Annotated in this window: 16 protein-coding genes; 12 read left to right on the forward strand and 4 right to left on the reverse strand. The window is 73.8% G+C overall.

Annotation, left to right across the window (positions count from 1 at the left end; translation table 11 throughout):
* Positions 1-2,313 precede the first annotated feature (2,313 nt).
* From EDF34_RS00005 to EDF34_RS00060, 12 genes are all read left to right on the forward strand, one after another.
* The gene (locus EDF34_RS00005) at positions 2,314-3,111 is read left to right on the forward strand and encodes a hypothetical protein (protein WP_233575105.1); all 798 of its coding nucleotides are present in this window, start codon (positions 2,314-2,316) and stop codon (positions 3,109-3,111) included.
* Positions 3,108-4,133: an HAD-IIA family hydrolase gene (locus tag EDF34_RS00010; RefSeq protein ID WP_123369357.1), complete on the forward strand. Its 1,026-nt coding sequence runs from the start codon at positions 3,108-3,110 to the stop codon at positions 4,131-4,133. The genes EDF34_RS00005 and EDF34_RS00010 overlap by 4 nt, the downstream gene beginning before the upstream one ends.
* 85 nt (positions 4,134-4,218) lie before the next feature.
* Positions 4,219-4,428, forward strand: coding sequence for a hypothetical protein (locus EDF34_RS00015; RefSeq protein WP_233575106.1), 210 nt, complete (start codon positions 4,219-4,221; stop codon positions 4,426-4,428).
* A 21-nt stretch (positions 4,429-4,449) separates the two neighbouring features.
* Positions 4,450-5,319 carry a TlyA family RNA methyltransferase gene (locus EDF34_RS00020; protein WP_123370574.1) on the forward strand — a complete coding sequence of 290 codons (870 nt, stop codon included), beginning with the start codon at positions 4,450-4,452 and terminating at the stop codon, positions 5,317-5,319.
* On the forward strand, positions 5,316-6,188 hold the full coding sequence (locus EDF34_RS00025; protein ID WP_123369359.1) for an NAD kinase: 873 nt from the start codon (positions 5,316-5,318) through the stop codon (positions 6,186-6,188). The genes EDF34_RS00020 and EDF34_RS00025 overlap by 4 nt, the downstream gene beginning before the upstream one ends.
* Positions 6,185-7,927 (forward strand): DNA repair protein RecN, encoded by a 1,743-nt coding sequence (gene recN / locus EDF34_RS00030; protein WP_123369360.1) that lies wholly within the window; start codon positions 6,185-6,187, stop codon positions 7,925-7,927. Before EDF34_RS00025 ends, recN begins: the two co-directional genes overlap by 4 nt.
* Positions 7,928-7,933: 6 nt before the next feature.
* Complete coding sequence (steA, locus tag EDF34_RS00035; RefSeq protein ID WP_123369361.1) at positions 7,934-9,121, forward strand: putative cytokinetic ring protein SteA; 1,188 nt, start codon at positions 7,934-7,936, stop codon at positions 9,119-9,121.
* 49 nt (positions 9,122-9,170) lie between these two features.
* Complete coding sequence (locus EDF34_RS00040; RefSeq protein WP_123369362.1) at positions 9,171-10,193, forward strand: copper transporter; 1,023 nt, start codon at positions 9,171-9,173, stop codon at positions 10,191-10,193.
* 2 nt (positions 10,194-10,195) lie between these two features.
* Positions 10,196-11,062 carry a hypothetical protein gene (locus EDF34_RS00045; protein ID WP_123369363.1) on the forward strand — a complete coding sequence of 289 codons (867 nt, stop codon included), beginning with the start codon at positions 10,196-10,198 and terminating at the stop codon, positions 11,060-11,062.
* Positions 11,059-12,672, forward strand: coding sequence for a murein biosynthesis integral membrane protein MurJ (murJ, locus tag EDF34_RS00050; protein WP_123369364.1), 1,614 nt, complete (start codon positions 11,059-11,061; stop codon positions 12,670-12,672). Before EDF34_RS00045 ends, murJ begins: the two co-directional genes overlap by 4 nt.
* Positions 12,673-12,744: 72 nt before the next feature.
* Entirely contained in the window at positions 12,745-14,415 is a 1,671-nt protein-coding gene (locus EDF34_RS00055; protein WP_123369365.1) for a CTP synthase, read from the forward strand.
* Entirely contained in the window at positions 14,415-15,062 is a 648-nt protein-coding gene (locus EDF34_RS00060) for an NUDIX hydrolase (RefSeq protein ID WP_123369366.1), read from the forward strand. The genes EDF34_RS00055 and EDF34_RS00060 overlap by 1 nt, the downstream gene beginning before the upstream one ends.
* A 71-nt stretch (positions 15,063-15,133) precedes the next feature.
* Here the strand turns inward: EDF34_RS00060 and EDF34_RS00065 are convergent, their stop codons facing one another.
* The 4 genes from EDF34_RS00065 to EDF34_RS00080 all read right to left on the reverse strand — a co-directional run bounded on the left by EDF34_RS00065 (position 15,134) and on the right by EDF34_RS00080 (position 18,632).
* Positions 15,134-15,730, reverse strand: coding sequence for a superinfection immunity protein (locus tag EDF34_RS00065; protein WP_123370575.1), 597 nt, complete (start codon positions 15,728-15,730; stop codon positions 15,134-15,136).
* Between the two features lie 58 nt (positions 15,731-15,788).
* Positions 15,789-16,601 (reverse strand): ABC transporter permease, encoded by an 813-nt coding sequence (locus tag EDF34_RS00070; protein WP_123369367.1) that lies wholly within the window; start codon positions 16,599-16,601, stop codon positions 15,789-15,791.
* Positions 16,601-17,605 carry an ATP-binding cassette domain-containing protein gene (locus EDF34_RS00075; RefSeq protein WP_123369368.1) on the reverse strand — a complete coding sequence of 335 codons (1,005 nt, stop codon included), beginning with the start codon at positions 17,603-17,605 and terminating at the stop codon, positions 16,601-16,603. Before EDF34_RS00075 ends, EDF34_RS00070 begins: the two co-directional genes overlap by 1 nt.
* Positions 17,606-17,672: 67 nt before the next feature.
* Positions 17,673-18,632 (reverse strand): heme A synthase, encoded by a 960-nt coding sequence (locus EDF34_RS00080; RefSeq protein ID WP_123369369.1) that lies wholly within the window; start codon positions 18,630-18,632, stop codon positions 17,673-17,675.
* Positions 18,633-18,656 lie beyond the last annotated feature (24 nt).

Raw genomic sequence — 18,656 nt, forward strand, 5'->3', positions numbered from 1 at the left:
GGTACTGCACTCGCCAGGGTGTGGGAGAGTAGGACGCCGCCGGACATCATTCAGCAAAGAGCCACCCCTTCGGGGGTGGCTCTTTCTGTTTCCCCAAGCATTTCTCTTCCTGCCCGCCCGGCACACCGGGCACCACGCCCCGCGCACCAACTCCCCACACCGAGTGCTGCCCTTGACGCACCAGTGCGCCCCAAACAACGGTCGCACTCGACAACGATGAGTAGCACTCGCGGCTCGTGCACGAGCAGACGGTGCTCGTCGAGCGCGCAGCGGACCGTGGAGTACGCAGACGCCGGCGTCTTCGACGCCGGCGAGGGGCGCGCCGTCTCTGGGCCCAGCGCCCGCGGCGTTGCCCGCGGGGGCGTTCTCCTCCGCGTCGTGCTGCGACGCGCGGTCGTTGCTGCAGCTGTGAGCTTGGTGTCCACTGTGAGTTCGGTCATCGTTCCGGTGGGTGTTCTGTCGCGCTTCCACGCTCAGCGGGGTCCTATTCGACTTTTCGCGCGTGCGCGGGGGCTCGAAGGAGCCTTCGGCGCACTGGTATCGGTGGGCGTGGGCGGCGGCGATTCGGGTAGATGGCCATGCAGTGGGATGATGAACGTTGATTCCGGCGAGGAGAGTACACAGATGAACAGCGACAACCGGGCAGGGCGTACCCCCGACGACAACAACAGGTCGGGCGACGCACGCCGCGGAGGACCGGCGCAGTCGGGCGATGGCCGACGCGACGGCCGCAGCGGTGGCCCGGGTGGTTCATCCCGTGGCTCGTCGGGCGGATATGGCTCGGTGCGTGGTTCCGGCCGCGACGACCGACGTGGATCGACGGGATCGTCGGGTCGTCCCGCGACCGGTGGACGCCCCGCCTATGGGCAGAGCAGCGACCGTCCTCGTTCGGGCGACCGTCCCTCCTATGGGCAGAGCAGCGACCGTCCCCGCACGGGCGACCGTCCTTCCTACGGCGACCGTCAGCGTGATGACCGCGGTGGCCGCCCGTCGTACGGGCAGAGCGGCGACAGGTCACGGCAGGGGGATCGCCCGAGCTACGGCGACCGTCCCCGCACCGGTGACCGTCCCGCTTCGGGCGGACGTCCGCCCTACGGCCAGAGCGGTGACCGTCCGCGGACCGGCGACCGTCCTTCCTACGGTGACCGTCCGCGTGACGACCGCGGTGGCCGTCCGGCCTATGGCCAGAGCAGCGACCGCTCGCGCGACGACCGCGGTGGCCGTCCCTCGTACGGGCAGAGCGACCGCCCGCGCAGCGACCGGCCGTCGTACGGCGACCGTCCCTCGTCGGGCGACCGCCCTCGCACGGGCGATCGTCCGTCGTCGGGCGACCGCCCTCGCACGGGCGATCGTCCGTCCTACGGCGACCGTTCGCGTGACGACCGTGGCGGCCGTCCCTCGTACGGGCAGAGCGGCGACCGCCCTCGCACGGGTGACCGTCCTTCCTACGGCGATCGACCGCGCGACGACCGCGGTGGCCGCCCGGCCTCTGGGCAGAGCAGCGACCGCCCTCGTAGCGACCGCCCGTCCTACGGCGACCGCCCCTCGCGCCCCGCGTCGGGCGAGCGTGGTGACCGCCCCTCGTACGGCGACCGCGGTGGCCGTCCGGCCTACGGGCAGAGCGCTGATCGCCCTCGGAGCGGCGATCGTCCTTCCTACGGTGACCGCCCGCGCAGCGACCGGCCGGCATCGGGTGGCCGTTCGTCGTACGGCGATCGCCCGTCATACGGCGATCGCCCGTCATACGGCGATCGTCCGTCGTCCGGCGACCGCCCGTCACGCCCCGCATCCGGTGACCGTCCGCGCACGGACCGTGCGGCCTCGGGTGACCGTCCGTCGTACGGCGACCGCCCGCGCCCGGGGGACCGGCGCCCGATCGCCGGCGAGCGGTCGAGCCACCGTCCGCGCACCGAGGGCGAGGCCGCCAGCAGCCAGCGCCCCGCTCGGTCGTCGGACGGCCCGCCTCGCGGCGATCGTCCCTCGTACAGCCCTCGTCCCGAGACGAGCAATCGACCCGCGACCGGTGACCGCCGCCCGCCGCGCGACCGGGATGACCGGCCCGACGCCCGTCGTGGCGACCGGTCGGATCGCCCGCAGGGCTCGTACGCGGGCCGCGGTTCGAGCGACCGTCCGACGTCGAACCGATCGTTCGGCGACAGCCGTGCGCCCGGCCGCGACGACGACCGCCAGTCCCGTCCGCCGCAGGACCAGCGGACGCCCGCGCCGCTGATCCCGGACGACGTCACGTTCAGCGACCTGGACCGGGCCGCACGCGCGCCGCTGCGGACGCTGACCAAGGACAACGCCGAGCGCGTGGGCCGTCACCTGGTGATGGTCGGCCGCCTGATCGACGACGAGCCCGAGCTGGCCTACGAGCACGCGCAGGCCGCCGTGCAGCGCGCCGGCCGTGTCGACGTGGTCCGGGAGGCTGCCGGTCTGACCGCCTACCGCACGGGCCGCTACGCCGAGGCGCTGCGCGAGCTGCGCACCGTCCGGCGGCTCAACGGCTCTTCCGAGCACCTGCCGATCATGGCGGACTGCGAGCGAGGGCTGGGCCGCCCGGAGCGGGCGATCACGCTGTCCCAGGAGCCCGAGGCGGAGACCCTCGCGGCCGACGGGAAGGTCGAGCTCGCCATCGTCGTCAGCGGCGCGCGGCTCGACCTCGGCGAGCCCGACGCCGCCCTGGCGACGCTGGCCTCGCCGCTCGTCCGCGGCGCCAAGGGCGTGCTCGCGGTGCGGGTCGCGCAGGCTCGCGCGACCGCGCTGGAGGCCGCCGGCCGGGCCGACGAGGCCGCGGCCGAGCTGAGCTCGTACAGCGCGGCTCAGCTGACCGAGGCATCGGGCGGAGTCGAGGAGGACGAGGACGACGTGGTCGTCTTCGACCTGGACGAGGACGACGACGAGACCGACGGCGACGACGACGAGTCGGCCAGCCCGGAGTCGGACGATGACACGTCGGACGACGACACCTCGGACGACGACGGGCCGGTCGATGCCGCTCCAGACGATGCCGCTCCAGACGATGCCGCTCCGAACGATGCCGAGTCCGTGGACGACGAGCCCGAGGCCGCTGCAGGTGAGGCGACCGACCAGAGCGAGGAGAACCGGTGAGCGCAGGTCTGATCGGGTCGACGACCCCCCTCGTCGACCGCTACGACCTGGCGCTCGTCGACCTCGACGGCGTGGCCTACAAGGGTCACGAGCCGATCGTGCACGCGTCCGACAGCCTGACCGCCGCGCGTGCGCGAGGGATGCGTCTCGTCTTCGTGACGAACAACGCGTCGCGCGAGCCGGGCTCCGTGGCGGACCAGCTGACCGGGCTGGGCATCGCGACGGAGCCGGCCGAGGTCATGACGGCGGCGCAGGCGGCGGCCCAGCTGCTGCGCACGCGCCTGGCCGAGGGCTCCAAGGTTCTCGTCGTGGGCGGCGCGGGCCTGATCACCGCGGTGCGCGAGGCCGGGTACGTCGTCGTCTCGTCGGCCGACGACGAGCCCGACGCCGTGGCGCAGGGCTTCGCGCCCGAGGTGGGCTGGAACCAGCTCGCGCAGGCCGCGTACGCGATCGAGCGCGGTGCGTGGCACGTGGCGTCGAACCTGGACCTGAGCATCCCGACGGCGCACGGCATCGCGCCCGGCAACGGGTCGCTCGTCGCCGCCGTGCGCGCCGCGACCGGTGTGGTGCCGGACAGCGCGGGCAAGCCGGCGCCGACGATGTACCACATGGCCGTCGAGCGGGCGGGTGCCCGTGAGGCTCTCGTGGTCGGAGACCGGCTGGACACCGACCTCGCCGGTGCACGGTCGGGTGGCTTCGCCGGGCTGCACGTGCTGACGGGCGTGAGCTCGGCCCGCGACGACGTGCTCGCGGTGGCCGGCGAGCGCCCGCACTACATCGGCGCCGACCTCCGCGCGCTCCTCGAGACCCATCCCGAGCCGCAGGCCGGACCCGAGGGCTGGTGGACGTGCCGCGAGGCGTCGGCCCGCGTGGTCGACGGCGCACTGGAGCTCGGCCGGGGCTCGAGCACGGACGACCTCGATGTCGTCCGCGCGGCGTGCGCGGCGGCCTGGGCCGCGGTGGACTCCGGCGTCGAGGTCGACCCGTCGAGCGTTCCTGAGCTCGCGGTCGCCGAGGGCTGACGCAGGTCGCAGCCTGGGGATGTCGGCCGACCTGTGTCGGCCTCGCCAGGTAGCGTGGGGCCGTCCGTGTCGACGAGGAGGATCAGTGAGCGAAGGCGTGGTGCCCGGTCCCCGGGTGCGTGCGAGCGAGCCGGTCGACGACGCGTCGCACACCGGCCCCACCGGTGACGACGCGGTCGACGAGGCCCTGACGGCCCTGGTCGGCATCGAGCAGCAGCCGCTGCGCGCCCACGTGGCCGTGTTCGACGCCGTGCACGGCGCTCTGCAGGACCGCCTGGCCGACGCGGAGGCCTGACCCCTCGTGACGACCCCCGCCATCCCCGGGCCGGCGCGCGCCGCGCAGCCCGAGCCCGCCGGCACCACGACGCGTCTCGACACCGAGCTCGTCCGCCGTGGCCTGGCCCGGTCGCGCCGAGAGGCGGCCGAGCTGATCGCGGGAGGCCGCGTGCAGGTTCGGGGCAAGGTCGCCGGACGCAGCTCCATGCAGGTGCAGGACGGCGACGAGGTCGAGGTCGAGGGCGACGCGGACGACCGTGGCTACGCCTCGCGCGGCGCTCACAAGCTCGTCGGCGCGCTGGACGCGACCGGGATCCGGGTCGAGGGTCGGCTGTGCCTGGACGCGGGTGCGAGCACCGGAGGATTCACGGACGTCCTGCTGCGCCGCGGGGCGCGACGGGTCGTGGCTGTCGACGTCGGGCACGGGCAGATCATCGACCGGCTCCGCGACGACGAGCGCGTCGACGTCCGGGAGGGCGTCAACGTGCGCGAGCTGCGGGCCGGGGACGTCGACCCGGCCCCGGACCTCGTCGTCGCCGACCTGTCCTTCATCTCCCTGACGATGGTGCTGCCGGCGCTCCAGGCAGTCGCGGCCCCCGACGCCGACCTGCTGCTCATGGTGAAGCCGCAGTTCGAGGTCGGCCGGGAGCGGCTCGGGTCCGGGGGAGTCGTGCGCAGCCCCGAGCTGCGGTCGGACGCCGTGGTCGAGGTGGCGCGCGCCGCGGCGGGGTGGGGCCTGACGACGCACGCGGTCGTGCGCAGCCCGCTCGAGGGGCCGAGCGGGAACGTGGAGTTCTTCCTGTGGCTGCGGGCGACGGCGCCGGGTGACGGGCTCGACGGCCAGGTCGACGAGGACGGGATCCGCGCGGTCGTGACCGGGCAGCCCGCACAGCAGGGAGGCACCGCATGACCCGCCGCGCGCTGGTCGTCACGCACAGCGGCCGCGAGGTCGCCGTCGCCGCGACAGCGGAGGCGATCCGTGGGCTCGAGGACGCGGGCTTCACGCTGGTGCTCGCCCAGGAGGACACCGACGCCACCGACCTGCCGTCCTTCGACCTCGCGGTCGTGCTCGGCGGCGACGGCACGATCCTGCGCGCAGCGGAGCTCACGCGCGGCACCGGCGTCCCCCTGCTCGGCGTGAACCTCGGGCACGTCGGGTTCCTCGCCGAGAGCGAGCGTGACGACGTCGGCGAGTCCGTGCGGCGGCTGACGGTCGGTGACTTCTCGGTGGAGGAGCGCGGGACGCTCGACGTCCGGGTCATCCGCCCCGACGGCAGCGTCGGCACCGGCTGGGCCCTCAACGAGGTCGCGCTGGAGAAGGTGGACCGCTCGCGCATCCTCGAGGTCGCCGTCGAGGTCGACGGCCACCCGCTGTCCTCGTTCGGGTGCGACGGCATCGTCGCCGCGACCGCGACGGGCTCGACGGCGCACGCCTTCTCGGCCGGTGGCCCGGTCGTCTGGCCCGACGTGGACGGCATGATCCTCGTCCCGCTCTCTGCCCACGCGCTGTTCGCGCGCCCGCTCGTCGTGGGGCCGCGCAGCATGCTCGCCGTCGAGGTGCTCGAGCGTTCGCCTGCTGCTGGTCTGGTGACCTGCGACGGCCGACGACAGCTCGAGGTGCCGGTGGGGTCGCGGGTCGAGGTGACGCGCGGTGAGACCCCGGTGCTGCTCGCGCGGCTCAACCCCGCGCCGTTCACCACGCGGCTGGTGCAGAAGTTCGGGCTTCCCGTGGCCGGCTGGCGCGGCGGCGCCGGACCCGAGGGGAGGGCGGACCGTTGATCGAGGAGATCCGGATCGCCGACCTCGGCGTGATCGGGCGCGCGCACGTCGAGCTCGGCGCGGGGCTGACGGTCCTCACCGGCGAGACCGGTGCCGGCAAGACCATGGTGCTCACCGCGCTCAACCTCCTGCTCGGCGGCAAGGCCGACCCAGCGACGGTCCGGACGGGCGCCGCGTCGGCGTCGGTCGAGGGTCGCGTGCTGCTGGGTGGCGACCAGCCGGCGATCCAGCGTGCCGCCGAGGCGGGCGCGGAGCTCGACGACGACGGGTCGCTCGTCCTCGTGCGGACGGTCGGAGCGACGACCGACGGGGGAGCGGGCCGTTCGCGGGCGTTCCTCGGCGGACGCTCCGTGCCGCAGGGCGTCCTCGGCGAGCTCGCGGAGCACCTCGTCACGGTGCACGGTCAGGCCGACCAGGCCCGCCTGCGCTCGCCCGCGCACCAGCGTGAGGCGCTGGACGCCTTCGTCGGCAGCGACCACGCGGCGACGCTCGCGAGCTACCGCACGGGGTGGGCCGAGCGCGCGCGCGTCGACGCCGAGCTCGCCGACCTGGTCAGCCGGGCGCAGGACCGCACCCGCGAGGCCGAGCTGCTGCGGCTCGGGATCGCCGAGGTCGAGCGCGTCGACCCGCAACCCGGCGAGGACGTGGAGCTGGCGGCCGAGGCCGAGCGGCTCGCGCACGCCGAGGACCTGCGGACGGCGGCGACCACCGCGCACGCCGCGCTCGTGGGCGACGCAGACAGCGGGTCGGTCGAGCTCGTCAGCGCCGTCGACCTCGTCGAGCAGGCCAAGCGCGCGCTCGAGCACGCGGGCAGCCACGACCCCGCCCTCGCCGCGCTCGCCACGAGGGTCGCGGAGGCCGGCTTCCTGCTGGCCGACGCCGCCACCGAGATCTCGGTCTACATCGAGGACCTCGCCGCGGACCCGCGCCGGCTCGACGCGGTGCACCAGCGGCGCGCCGAGCTCACGACCGTGACGCGCAGCTACGGCGCCGACGTGGCCGAGGTGCTCGCCTGGGCGGACGCCGCGGGCCGGCGGCTGCTCGACCTCGACGGGGGCGACGAGCGGATCGAGGAGCTGCGCGCGCGCCGCGCCGAGCTCGACGACGCGTTGACCGCGGACGCGTCGCGCCTGACCGCCGCACGCGCCGACGGCGCGCAGCGGCTCGCGAAGGCGGTGACGGGAGAGCTCGCCGGCCTCGCGATGGGCGGGGCCGAGCTGCGCGTCGCCGTCGAGCCCGCCGACGAGCCGGGGCCGCACGGCGCCGACCGCGTCGAGATGCTGCTGGTCCCGCACGCCGGTGCGCCGCCGCGGCCGCTCGGCAAGGGAGCCTCGGGCGGTGAGCTCTCGCGCGTCATGCTCGCGCTCGAGGTCGCGCTCGCGACCGCCCCGGACAGCGGCGCGTCGAGGCCCGGCACGTTCGTGTTCGACGAGGTCGACGCCGGCGTCGGCGGCCGCGCGGCGGTCGAGGTCGGGCGGCGGCTCGCGGCCCTCGCCAAGGACTCGCAGGTGCTCGTCGTGACCCACCTCGCGCAGGTCGCGGCGTTCGCCGACCACCACCTGGTGGTGACCAAGTCGAGCGCCGGAGGGGTCGACGTCGTCACCGAGTCGGACGTGAGGTCGGTCACTGACGAGGACCGCGTCCGCGAGCTCGCCCGCATGCTCTCGGGTCAGGACGACTCCGACGCCGCGCGGACGCATGCCGCAGAGCTGCTCGCGCAGTCCGCCGTGGGACGATGACAGGCGATGAGATCAAGCCTGCGCAAGCGCTCCGCCCTGCCCGAACCCGGCGTCGTCGCCGGTTCGGCCCGCGTCGACCCTCGGACCAAGGCGCTGACCAAGCGTCTCAAGCCCGGTGACATCGCCGTCATCGACCACGAGGACCTGGACCGCGTGTCTGCCGAGGCACTCGTCGCGTGCCAGCCGGTCGCGGTGCTCAACGCCGCTCGGTCGACGTCCGGCCGCTACCCGAACCTCGGTCCGGAGATCCTCGTCGGCGCGGGCATCCCGCTCATCGACGACCTCGGTGCCGACGTCATGGCGATCGCCGAGGGCCACCGCCTGCGCATCGTGGACGGCAGCGTCTACGACGGTGACGAGCTCGTCGCCGAGGGGGTCGAGCAGACCGCCGCGACCGTCGCGCTCGCGATGGAGGAGGCCCGTGCGGGGCTGTCCGTCCAGCTCGAGTCGTTCGCCGCGAACACGATGGACTACCTGCGCCGCGAGCGGGACCTGCTCCTCGACGGCGTCGGCGTCCCGGACATCGCGACCGAGATCGACGGCCGCCAGGTCCTCATCGTCGTGCGCGGGTACCACTACAAGGAGGACCTGGTCACCCTCCGCCCGTACATCCGGGAGTACCGCCCCGTCCTGATCGGCGTCGACGGCGGCGCCGACGCGATCCTCGACGCCGGCTGGAAGCCCGACCTGATCGTCGGTGACATGGACTCGGTGTCCGACCGTGCCCTGGGCTGCGGCGCGGAGGTCGTCGTGCACGCGTACCGCGACGGGCGCGCGCCGGGCCTGGAGCGCGTCGCCGCGCTCGGCGTCCCGCACGTCGTCTTCCCTGCGACCGGCACCAGCGAGGACGTCGCGATGCTGCTGGCCGACGACAAGGGCGCCGAGCTCATCGTCGCCGTCGGCACGCACGCCACGCTCGTCGAGTTCCTCGACAAGGGCCGCTCCGGCATGGCCAGCACGTTCCTGACGCGACTGCGCGTCGGCAGCAAGCTCGTCGACGCCAAGGGCGTCTCGCGCCTCTACCGGCACCGGATCTCCAACCTCCAGCTCACGCTCCTGGTCCTCGCCGGCCTGCTCGCCCTCGGGGTCGCCCTCGCGGCGACGTCCGCCGGGCAGACGCTGTTCGGCCTGACCGGAGCCCGCTTCGACGACTTCACCTCCTGGGTCGGCTCCCTGTTCGGGGGCAGCGCGTGACCGCGCCGCACCGCCGACACCACCTCACTTCCGACGGAGAGAACGCCCCGTGATCGACTTCCGCTACCACGTCGTCTCGCTCATCTCGGTGTTCCTGGCGCTCGCCGTCGGCATCGCGCTGGGTGCCGGACCGCTCAAGGAGACGATCGGCAACACGCTCACCGGCCAGGTCGAGCAGCTGCGCAACGAGAAGGACGCGCTGCGCTCGGACCTGGACGCGACCAGCTCGGACCTCGCCGACACGCGCAGCTACGTCGACGCCGCCGGCCCGCAGCTCCTGGCCGGGGCGCTCACCGACCGTCGCGTCGTCGTCGTCCAGCTCGGCACGGTCGCCGACGCCGAGAGCACCGCGATCGACGACCGCCTGACGCAGGCCGGCGCGACGATCACGGGTCACGCGACGCTGACCGACGCCTGGGCCGACCCCGACCAGCGCAGCTTCCGGCAGGCCCTGGTGGGGAACCTCCTGCAGTTCCTGTCGCCCGCCCCCGACCAGGGCGCCGACCTCGAGACGCAGCTCGCGACGGCCCTCGTGCAAGGGCTCGTGGGCACCGACCCGGCGGCGCCGGACAAGCTCACGCAGGACGCGTCCTACCTGCTCGAGATCCTCTCGACGGGCGACAACCCGCTCGTCACGTTCGCGGACCCCATCACGACCGGTGCCGACGCCGTCGTCGTGGTCGCACCGACCCCGGCGAAGGAGACGTCCGACGCCTCACCGACGGCAGCACCGACCGAGGACGACCTCGAGCCGCAGCTGGCCGTGCTCAGCGCCGCGCAGAAGTACTCCGAGGGCGCCGTCCTCGCCGACGGCCCGCGCGGCGCGGGGGCGCTGACCGACACGATCCTCGGCGACGACGCGCTGGCGGGCACGCTGACCACCGTCTCGGACACGGCCGTCGTCACCGCGCAGGTGAACGTCCCGCTCGCGCTCGCCGGCCGGATCGCGGGGACCAACGGGCACTACGGCTTCGGCAGCGACGAGACCGTGGTGCCGGACGCCGTGACGCTGCCGCCCGTGGACCGGACGCCCGTGGCGCCGAGCTCCGACGACTCCAAGTCGGACGGCTGACCGTGCCCGTCGTGCGTCGGGTGCTCGCGGGGGTCGTCGGCGCCGTCACGACGTCGGTCGTGCGCGGCGCGCTCGACCAGCAGGCGCCCGGGGGACAGGCGCGCTGGACGCGCACCAACCACCGCGGCGAGCCCGTCAGCATGCTCGAGGGTCCGGCGGTGGCCGCAGGTCTGCTCGCGGGGCTGGCCGTCGGGGCGCCGAACGCCCGGGGCGCGGCGGCGCTCACCGTGGCGACCGGCGCGGCCGCCGCGTTCGGGATCGTCGACGACCTCGCCGAGGACGCCTCCGCGAAGCGCAAGGGCCTCAAGGGCCACCTCGGGGCGCTCGCCCACGGTGAGCTCACCACGGGCGGACTCAAGGTGCTCGGCATCGGCGTCGGAGCACTCGCCGCGGCGACGCTGGCGACGCCGCGGCGCGAGGGCGTCGGGACCGTGGGCCGGCTCGTCGACATCGGCACGTCGGGCGCGCTCATCGCGCTCAGCGCGAACCTGGTGAACCTGCTCGACCTGCGCCCGGGTCGGGCGCTCAAGGCCGCCACGCTCGTCGCCGGACCCCTCACGCTCGCACCGGGCGCCGGCGGCGGCGCGGCCGCGGCGATCGGCGGGGCCGCGTACGCCGCGCTCGACGAGGACCTGGCCGAGACCGACATGCTCGGCGACGGCGGAGCCAACGCGCTGGGTGCGGCGCTGGGCACCGCGCTCGTGCTCAGCGCACCGCGGCCCGTGCGACTCGCTGCCCTCGCGGTGACGGCGGCCCTGACGGTCGCGAGCGAGAAGGTCAGCTTCACGAAGGTCATCGAGTCGACGCCCGTGCTGCGGGAGGTCGACGCCTGGGGCCGACGACCCGTCCACACGCCCGCCGCGAGGTGAGCCCCGCCGCGCGCCGCGCGCTGACCGGGCTGGCCGGCGCAGCCGCGATGATCGCGGCCGTCACGGTGCTCAGCCGCCTGCTCGGCTTCGGTCGCTGGCTGACCCAGTCCTGGGCGCTGAGCGCCGGCACGATCAGCGACGCCTACAACGCCGCGAACCTGCTTCCCAACGTGCTGTTCGAGGTGGCCGCCGGCGGAGCGCTCGCCGGTGCGCTCATCCCGCTGCTCGCCGCCCCGATCGCCCGGGCCGACCGCCGCGAGATCGACGCCACGGTCTCCGGAGCCGTCGGGTGGACCCTGCTCATCCTCGTGCCGCTCGCGGGGCTCCTGGCCGCCCTCTCGGGCCCCCTGGCGGCCGTGCTGGTCGACGACGACCCCGCGAAGCAGTCGATCGTCCGGTACTTCGTGCTCGTGTTCGCGATCCAGGTGCCGATGTACGGCCTCGCGGTGCTGCTGTACGCGGTCCTGCAGGCGCACAAGCGGTTCTTCTGGCCTGCATTCGCACCGGTGCTCGCCTCGCTCGTGACCATCGCGTGCTACGTCGGGTACGCCGCGCTCTCGAACGGCGAGGTCTCGGACCCCGCCGGGCTCGACGACGGCGCGCTCGAGGTCCTGGCGTGGGGGACGACGCTCGGGGTGGCCGCGATGTGCCTGCCGATGCTGGTCCCGGTGCACCGACTCGGCGTCCGGATCCGCCCGACCCTGCACTTCCCGCCGGGCGTCGGGGTGCGGCTGCGCTCGCTCGCCCTGGCGGGCGTGGGCTCGGTCGCGGCGCAGCAGCTCGCGACCCTGACGATCATCATCGTGACGGCGAAGTTCTGGGGGCAGCCCGGGACGCTGACGATCTACCAGTACGCGCTGCAGGTGTACCTGCTGCCCTACGCGGTGCTGGTGGTGCCGCTCGCGACCTCCACCTTCCCGCGCCTGGCCGCGCGCGCCGCGGCGGGGGACCGGGACGGGTTCGCCCGGACCTCGAGCGCCGTCACGCGCGGCGTGGTCGCGGCCGCGGCCGTCGGGGCGGGCGCCGTGGTCGCCGGCGGGTACGCGGTGGGGACGATCTTCGCCAACCTCACCGGGAACCCCGACGTCGGCCCGCAGATGGGTGCCGCGCTGACCGCGATGGTGCCCGGCCTCGTCGGCTTCGGCGTGATGTTCCACGCGTCGCGGTCCCTGTACGCGCTGGAGCGCGGGCGGGCCGCGGTCCTGGCGAACGTCGTCGGCTGGGGCACGATGATCGTCGCCATCGTCGTGATGGTGGTCGCGGGCGCTCCGGACAGCCGCGCGCTGGTCGGGATCGCGGCGGCCAGCACCCTCGGGATGACGGCAGGCGGCGTCGTCGCGCTGGTCGCGCTGGGCCGTGCGGCGGGCCGCGACGCGCTGCACGGGCTGGTCCGCACCGTCGTCGTGCTCGTGGTCGGCGCCACCGTCGGCGCGGTGGCCGGGCGCTGGTTGGCCGACACCGTCCAGGACGTGGGCGGGACCGGCACCCTGACCGCGGTCGGGGCGGCGGCGGGGGCGGCGGTCCTCGCTGCCGTGATCGCCGGCGCGATGCTCGTGGCCGCCGACCGGTCCACCATCACCGGTGTGCTGCAGGCCGACCAGGCGCGTTGACCGGCTCCGGTGACCCGACTCACGTCGCCGAACGCTTCGGGATCGGGCGAACTGTGGGTAGGCTGGAATCCCGTGACAGAGCGCGCGCATCGACTCTCCGGGCGGTCGGATTCCACGACCCGGCACATCTTCGTCACCGGGGGTGTCGCATCTTCCCTCGGCAAGGGCCTGACGGCGAGCAGCCTCGGCCGACTCCTTCGCTCCCGTGGCCTCCGCGTCACGATGCAGAAGCTCGACCCGTACCTCAACGTGGACCCGGGCACCATGAACCCGTTCCAGCACGGTGAGGTCTTCGTCACCGAGGACGGCGCGGAGACCGACCTCGATGTCGGCCACTACGAGCGGTTCCTCGACGTCAACCTCGTCGGCTCGGCCAACGTGACCACCGGGCAGGTGTACTCGCAGGTCATCGCCAAGGAGCGGCGCGGCGAGTACCTCGGCGACACGGTCCAGGTCATCCCGCACATCACCGACGAGATCAAGTCGCGGATGCGGTCGCAGGCGGACGACGACGTCGACGTGATCATCACGGAGATCGGCGGCACGGTCGGCGACATCGAGTCGCAGCCGTTCCTCGAGGCGGCCCGCCAGGTCCGCCACGACCTGGGGCGCGACAACTGCTTCTTCCTGCACATCTCCCTGCTGCCGTACATCGGCCCGTCGGGCGAGCTCAAGACGAAGCCGACGCAGCACTCCGTGGCCGCGCTGCGCAGCATCGGCATCCAGCCCGACGCGATCGTGCTGCGTGCGGACCGCGACGTGCCCGAGAGCATCAAGCGCAAGATCGCCCTGTTCTGCGACGTCGACGTCGAGGGCGTCGTCGTCGCGAAGGACGCGCCGAGCATCTACGACATCCCGCGCGTGCTGCACTCCGAGGGCCTGGACGCCTACGTCGTGCAGCGCCTCGGCCTGCCGTTCCGTGACGTCGAGTGGTCGGGCTGGGACGACCTGCTGCACCGCGTGCACCAGCCGGCGCACCAGGTCGAGGTCGCGCTCGTCGGGAAGTACATCGACCTGCCCGACGCCTACCTCTCGGTCACCGAGGCGCTGCGCGCCGGTGGCTTCCACCACGACACCAAGGTCGTCATCCGCTGGGTCACGTCCGACGACTGCCAGACCCCCGAGGGGGCCCGGAGCGCGCTCGAGGGCGTCGACGCCGTGCTCGTCCCGGGTGGCTTCGGCGTGCGCGGCATCGAGGGCAAGCTCGGCGCGCTGCGCTGGGCACGGGAGAACCGCGTGCCGACGCTCGGCATCTGCCTCGGGCTGCAGTGCATGGTCATCGAGTACGCGCGGACCGAGCTCGGTCTCGAGGGTGCCTCGTCGTCGGAGTTCGACACCGACCCCGCGCACCCCGTCATCGCGACGATGGCCGAGCAGCTGACGATCGTCGGCGGCGAGGGCGACCTGGGCGGCACGATGCGCCTGGGCTCGTACGAGGCGAAGCTGACCCCCGGGTCCGTGGTGGCCGAGGCCTACGGCTCCGAGCACGTCACCGAGCGGCACCGCCACCGGTACGAGGTGAACAACTCGTACCGCGGCCAGCTCGAGGAGGCCGGCCTGGTGATCTCGGGGGTCTCGCCCGACACGTCGCTGGTCGAGTTCGTCGAGCTGCCGCGCGACGTGCACCCGTACTACGTGGCGACGCAGGCGCACCCGGAGTTCAAGTCGCGCCCGACCAAGGCGCACCCGCTGTTCTCCGGCCTCATCGGCGCGGCGCTCGCGCAGCGGGGTGACGACGCCTGATGACGTCCACGCCGGACGGCGCCGCCTCGCCTGCGACCGGTCGAGGCGGCGCCAGCCCGGCCGACGTGCCCGCACCGCGTCCCGTGCTCACGCACACCCTCATCCACGAGGGCCGGGTCTGGGACCTCGTCTCGGACGAGGTGGACCTCGGGGACACGACGGTCGTCCGCGAGTGGGTCGACCACCCGGGCGCCGTCGCGGTCGTCGCCCTCGACGACGAGGACCGGGTGCTGCTGCTCTCGCAGTACCGGCACCCGGTGCGCAGCGAGCTCTGGGAGCCGCCCGCTGGCCTGCTCGACGTCGAGGGCGAGCCGCACGTCGCAGCGGCCGCGCGCGAGCTGGCCGAGGAGGCCGATCTGGTGGCGGCGTCCTGGTGGCGTCTCGTCGACTTCTACACGACCCCCGGCGGCTCGTCCGAGCGGATCGTCGTGTTCCTCGCGCGCGGGCTCAGCCCTGTGCCGGACGACGAGCGCTTCGTGCGGACCGACGAGGAGGCGACGATGGTGCCTGTGTGGGTGCCGTTGGACGACGCGGTGGACGCCGCTCTGGCCGGTCGGCTGCACAGCCCGACGGCCGTCACCGGCGTCCTGGCTGCGGCGGCTGCGCGGGCGCGCGGCTGGACCTCGCTGGAGCCGGTCCAGCTCTGACGACGCGAGTCGCGCGTCGAGAGGACACCGACGGCCCGGGAGCACCACGCTCCCGGGCCGTCGCCGTCACGTCAGGGCGCCCGGTGCCCCGTCCAGGCGCGGCCGTCCCAGTACTCCTGGCCGTAGCCCGCCGGTGAGGCGTACCACCCGGCCGGTGCGGGAGCAGGCTGCTGGCCGGTCGGGTACCCCGGCGGCACGTACTGCGTCGCCACCATGACGTTCACCGGCGCGAGCACGCGCACCGAGTGCGACTGGCAGGCCATCACCAGCGCGGCGACCCAGCCGATGAACGACCACCCGAGGAAGAGGTTCAGCAGCCCGATCGCCGCCTGGTTCGACCGGCCGCGGGTCGCGGCGATCGCCCACGGCAGCATGTACCCGACGGTGAACGCCGCGCCGACCCACGCGATGATCAGCACGGCCGCGCTCGCCGGTCGCTGGTCGGTCTGGACCTGCGGGCCCGCCCACGCCGTCGCGGAGGGCTGGGGACCCCAGGCGCCGGGCGGCGGGGCCGTGGCGACCCCGTAGCCCGGCTCGACCGCCGGCCCGTGCTGCGCAGGCGGGGCCGCGGGGACGACCGACCGCCCGGCGACGACGGGGATCGGCCGCGTGACCGGGTCCGACTTGGTGAGGTCGATCGGGGCGGTGCGGTCGTCGTCGCTGCTCATGTGCGTGGCGCGCTCTCTCGTCGGTGGCCGGCGTCGGGTGCCAACCTAGCGGCCGGGCTCATCGGCTCGTGCTGCGGCGGTACTGGGCGTTGGCGAGCGGGATGAAGACGATCACCAGGACCACGGACCAGATCAGCGTGTAGAGGCCCGCGTGCTGCAGGGGCCACGACGTCGGCTCGGGCACCCCGGCCGGGATGTTGCCGAACAGCTCGCGCGACGCCTGCGTGACCGCCGAGACGGGGTTCCACTCCGCGAACGTCTGGAGCGGGCCCGGCAGCGTGTCGAGCGGGACGAAGGTGTTGGCCACGAAGGTGATCGGGAAGATCACGATGAACGTCGCGTTGTTGAACACCTCGACGCTCGGCACGAGCATCCCGAGCCACGCCATCACCCACGAGATCGCGTAGGCGAAGACCAGCAGCAGGAGGAACCCCGCGGCCGCCTCGCCGAACGAGCTGTGGATCGCCCAGCCGACCAGGAGCCCGGTGAGCGCCATGACGATGAGCACCAGGACGTTGTTGACGACGTCGGACATCGTGCGGCCGGTCAGCACCGCCGAGGGCGCCATCGGCAACGACCGGAACCGGTCGATGATGCCCTTCTTGATGTCCTCGGCGAGCCCCGCCCCCGTGATCGTGGCGCCGAAGATCACGGTCTGCGCGAAGATCCCCGCCATGAGGAACTCGCGGTACGCCTTGGGGTCCGTGCCGCCGGGCACGTCGATCGCCCCGCCGAAGACGTAGGCGAACAGCAGGACGAACATGATGGGGGACAGCGTCGTGAAGACCAGCAGGTCCGGCACGCGCTTGATCTTGATGAGGTTGCGCTTGGCGACGACGTAGGCGTCGCCGATCACGTGAGGGACGGCCATCACGCACCTGCCTTCGTCGTCTCGGCCTGGGCCTCGTCCTCGGCCAGGCGGCCCGTGAGGGACAGGAACACGTCGTCGAGCGTCGGGCGGCGCAGGCCCACGTCGTCGAGCCTGAGCTCGACCTCGTCGAGCCGGCGCAGCGCCTCGGTGAGGACCTGCGCGCCGCCGGTGACCGGCATGAGCAGCCCACGCCGCGAGGCGTCGAGGACGGCCGGTGAGACCCCGAGCGGCTCGAGCAGCCGGGCGGCCTCGTCGAGCCGGTCCGCGTCCTGCACGGTCAGCTCGAGCCGCTCGCCGCCGACCTGGCTCTTGAGCTGGTCGGACGTGCCCTGCGCGATGATCCGGCCGTGGTCGATGACCACGATCTCGTCGGCCAGCAGGTCCGCCTCCTCGAGGTACTGCGTGGTGAGCAGCAGCGTCGTGCCGCCCGCGACGAGGTTCTGGATGACCTCCCACATGTCCGCGCGCCCGCGCGGGTCGAGGCCGGTCGTCGGCTCGTCGAGGAAGATCACCGGCGGGTCGGCCACCAGCGCGCCGGCCAGGTCGAGCCGGCGACGCATGCCGCCCGAGTACGTCTTGGACGGCCGGTCCGCGGCGTCCTCGAGCCGGAACGACGCGAGCAGCTCACGCGCCCGCTCACGGGAGCGTTTGGCGCCCAGGTGGTAGAGCCGCCCGATCATGTCGAGGTTCTCGAAGCCGGTGAGGTACTCGTCGACCGCGGCGTACTGCCCGGACAGGCCGATCCGCCGGCGGACGTCGCGCGGCCGCTTGAGCACGTCCACGCCGGCGACCTCGGCGCTGCCCTCGTCGGGCCGGAGCAGGGTGGTCAGGATGCGGACGATGGTGGTCTTGCCGGCCCCGTTGGGGCCGAGGAGTCCGAGCACGGACCCGGTCGGGACTGTCAGGTCGACGCCGTCGAGCGCCGTGACGTCCTTGTAGCGCTTGACCAGTCCTCGCGCGGAGACAGCAGCGGAGGCGGCCGGTGTGCCGGTGGTGGAGGTCATGTCGTGAGACTAGATGTGACCTCCGACACGGTCACGCACAAACCGGGACGGACGCGATCGAGGAGCCTCAGACGCTCTCGACGGCCCGGGCGGCGGGCAGGCCCTGCGCGGCGACCGGGCCCCGGGTGCGCGTCGCGAAGACGAACGACGAGACGCCCGCGGTGAGCAGCGCGGCGCCGAGCATGTGGAGGTTGACGAGCCAGATCGGCAGCCCCGTGTAGAGCTGCACGTACCCGACGGCTCCCTGCGCGAGCGTCACGACGACCAGCAGGAGGGCCGAGGTCCACAGCCGCCCGCTCGCGCCGGCCCGGCGCAGCCGGACCACGACCACCGCGAGCACCACGAGGAAGGCCCACACCGACGCCGCGTGCACCTTGGCCATGACCCAGGGGTCGACGGCGAACCGGTAGCCGACGTTCTCGTCGCCCGAGTGGGGTCCCGCGCCGGTGACCACCACGCCGAGCGTGAGCACGACGGCGGTCAGCACCACGAGGACCCGGACCAGCGTCCGCGTCGTCGGGTCCACGAGCGACGTCGACGGCGCGTCCCCCTCGCGGAACCGGAACATCAGCCAGGTCGACAGCGCGACGAGGGTCATCGAGATGAGCAGGTGGGTCGCGACGATCGCCGGGTTGAGGTGGAAGAGCACGGTGATCCCGCCGATGACGGCCTGCGCCAGGACCCCCAGCAGCGGGGTGGCCGCGAGCCAGCGGTAGGAGCGGGGCCGGCTGCGGTCGGTGGCGACGAGCAGGGCCACGAGGACCGCGATCACCAGCAGGACGCCCGTCAGGGTGCGGTTGCCGAACTCGATCAGGGGGTTGATCGACATCGCGCGGTGGAACTGCGGCGTGAAGCTGCCCGGCTCGCACTCGGGCCACGTCGAGCAGCCGAGGCCGGAGCCCGTCAGGCGGACGGCGCCGCCGGTGACGATGATGCCGATCTGGGCGATCGTGTTGGCCACCACGACAGGCCAGCCGAGGCGCGGACGCAGCCGGTCGAGGAGGTCGGACGCAGGGCTCAGGCTCACGCGTCCAGCCTACGGTCGGCTCGG

The organism is Cellulomonas sp. PhB150 (assembly GCF_003755175.1).
GTDB lineage: Bacteria > Actinomycetota > Actinomycetes > Actinomycetales > Cellulomonadaceae > Cellulomonas.

What these genes read in the sequence shown, in the direction of transcription:
- EDF34_RS00025 (WP_123369359.1), top strand. Translation starts at nt 5,316, where the DNA reads ATGACCCGCCGCGCGCTGGTCGTCACGCACAGCGGCCGCGAGGTCGCC.
- steA (WP_123369361.1), top strand. Translation starts at nt 7,934, where the DNA reads ATGAGATCAAGCCTGCGCAAGCGCTCCGCCCTGCCCGAACCCGGCGTC.
- EDF34_RS00060 (WP_123369366.1), top strand. Translation starts at nt 14,415, where the DNA reads ATGACGTCCACGCCGGACGGCGCCGCCTCGCCTGCGACCGGTCGAGGC.
- EDF34_RS00065 (WP_123370575.1), bottom strand. Translation starts at nt 15,730, where the DNA reads ATGAGCAGCGACGACGACCGCACCGCCCCGATCGACCTCACCAAGTCG.
- EDF34_RS00070 (WP_123369367.1), bottom strand. Translation starts at nt 16,601, where the DNA reads ATGGCCGTCCCTCACGTGATCGGCGACGCCTACGTCGTCGCCAAGCGC.
- EDF34_RS00075 (WP_123369368.1), bottom strand. Translation starts at nt 17,605, where the DNA reads ATGACCTCCACCACCGGCACACCGGCCGCCTCCGCTGCTGTCTCCGCG.